Origin of the sequence: Pseudoalteromonas sp. S2721, assembly GCF_005887425.1 — a bacterium.
GTDB lineage: Bacteria > Pseudomonadota > Gammaproteobacteria > Enterobacterales > Alteromonadaceae > Pseudoalteromonas > Pseudoalteromonas simplex.
The window spans coordinates 1-2,364 of the sequence record NZ_PNCZ01000069.1; the positions used below are offsets into that span (position 1 = coordinate 1).

Below are 2,364 nucleotides of genomic sequence, written 5' to 3' on the forward strand. Positions count from 1 at the left end.
AGACAGTGTTAAACCGAAGTTTTACTTAACTCTCTGTCACTTTGTTCAGCGCTTTTCATTGCTGCCCGCCGTGTCAGTGGATGCGCATTATAGGGAGATGGATTTTTAACGCAAGCACTTTTTGAAGGTTTTTTTGAATATTTTCAAATTAATCGCATACCCACCAAATGCAAACAAGTTACCCACAAACCTCTGTGGATAACTGGTGTTTTTTAGCAGAATAACTAAACTCTCCTCGCTTGTTATGGTAACTTGCGCCGCAGATTTTCCACTCGCTCACAAGGCAAGAAAAATGACAGACATTATAAATAGTATAAGTGGTCTCCTTTGGGGTCACATTCTGGTTTACCTTTTAATAGCTGCGGGGCTATTTTTCACTCTTCGACTCGGTTTTATTCAATTCACTCAATTCCCACATATGATCAAAGTAATGTTTCAGAGCCGCCAAGGTTCTGGCGATGGCATTTCTTCATTCCAAGCTTTTTGTACTTCTTTAGCTGCGCGAGTTGGTACGGGTAATATGGCAGGTGTTGCCGTTGCACTTTATTTAGGCGGGGCCGGTGCAATTTTCTGGATGTGGCTTATTGCATTAATAGGTATGGCGACAAGTTTTGCCGAGAGTACCCTTGCTCAGGCATATAAAACGGTCGATGAAGATGGCAACTTTCGTGGTGGCCCTGCTTATTATATGGAATATGGTTTGGGCAAACGCTGGATGGGTGTGATCTTTTCTCTTTGCCTTATTCTTGCTTTTGGCTTGGTATTTAATGCTGTTCAATCAAACTCTATTGCTGCTGCATTTAATGTTGCATTTGGTATTCCAAACTATGTTGTAGGCATCGGCTTAGTATTAGGGTCAGGTATTATCATTTTTGGTGGCTTAAAAACTATTTCACGTTTTGCAGAAATGGTTGTGCCATTTATGGCGCTGGCTTATTTGTTAGTTGCACTTTATGTATGTGCCATAAACTACGATTTATTACCTAATGTATTTATTCATGTCATTAATAGTGCCTTTGGTATCGAGCAAGCGGGTGCGGGTGCAATAGGTTATGGTGTAATGCAGGCCATGATCCAGGGTATTAAGCGTGGCTTATTCTCTAATGAAGCTGGTATGGGTAGCGCTGCAAATGCTGCTGCAACGGCAACACCTAACCCACCGCACCCAGCCTCACAAGGTTATGTACAAATGCTCGGCGTATTTGTAGATACAATTATTATATGTACTGCAACTGCAGCCCTTATTTTATTATCACAACAGCTTATACCTGATTCAGGTGTGACTGGCATTGCGTTAACACAAGCTGCCCTTGAAGAACATGTTGGTAGCTGGGGTGCCACCTTTGTTGCAATTGCAATTTTGTTTTTTGCATTTACCTCGATTGTTGCTAATTATTCTTATGCCGAAACCAATTTATTGTTCTTAGAGCATAACCATGCATCGGGTATATTGATCTTCCGATTACTGGTACTTGGTATGGTGATGTTTGGTGCCCTTGGAGAATTACCATTAGTTTGGACCCTTGCCGATGTCTCTATGGGTCTAATGGCTATCGTTAACGTCATCGCTTTGTTTATGTTATCGGGCGTCGTTATTTGGCTCGCGAAGGATTACAACGCCCAACGTAAGGCAGGTAAATTACCTACTTTTGATCCTTCGCAAAACAAAAAGCTAGATCAAACCATTCCTAAAGGCGCATGGCGTAAATAATCTAGTTAAGTAAATTCTTATTTAGGGAGCGTTTGTGCTCCCTTTTTTGTATTTGTTAACTTTTCGAAAACAGACAATATGAATGTAATTTGTTGCTCGTTAAGCTTTGACTCAAGCTCAGTAACAAGCTGCCCTTTAATTTGCGCTTTTAATGCTTGTTTTTGCTCTGCGGTTAGTAATGGCTGCGATTGTTGCTGATAAGATTGCACAGCATTAAGTATATCCATCACCACGTCATTATCAAAATCGGTTAGCGCTGCTTTGGCATTACTAATTGCCTGCTCTGATTTATCGAAGACCGTCGATACTTTATCAACAAGCACGCTCACCTCATGAATTTTCAGAACGTCGTTAATGTTCGACATAATAATCGCAACAGGAATAAGAACTAACGATATCGCTAGACAAAGCCCAAACACTGCGCCTACCCAGAACTGATTTAAGCCACGTTTAAATTGCTCCATTATCTTTCCTTGATCCTATTTATTGAATTCAGTAGTGCTGAAAACTTGAAAACGCGTTAGCTGTTTTAAAAAGACTAAGGAAACTATAAAGCTATTTTGGCAATAAAAAAATAATTTGATGAGATTAAAAAAAGAAATAAGATGAAATAGAGAAGAGGTATTCTATATAAATGGTGCCCGGGGCCGGAC

The 2,364-nt window shown here is 40.3% G+C and carries 2 protein-coding genes; one reads left to right on the forward strand and one right to left on the reverse strand.

The annotated features are described in order from the left end of the window. Window positions 1-292: 292 nt before the first annotated feature. Window positions 293-1,711, forward strand: coding sequence for an alanine/glycine:cation symporter family protein (locus CWC02_RS19090; RefSeq protein WP_138619807.1), 1,419 nt, complete (start codon window positions 293-295; stop codon window positions 1,709-1,711). A 17-nt stretch (window positions 1,712-1,728) separates the two neighbouring features. Here CWC02_RS19090 and CWC02_RS19095 read toward each other — a convergent pair whose 3' ends face one another. Further along, a complete protein-coding gene (locus tag CWC02_RS19095) occupies window positions 1,729-2,175 on the reverse strand; it encodes a hypothetical protein (RefSeq protein ID WP_054553644.1) in 447 nt (148 codons plus the stop codon). Window positions 2,176-2,364: the final 189 nt, after the last annotated feature.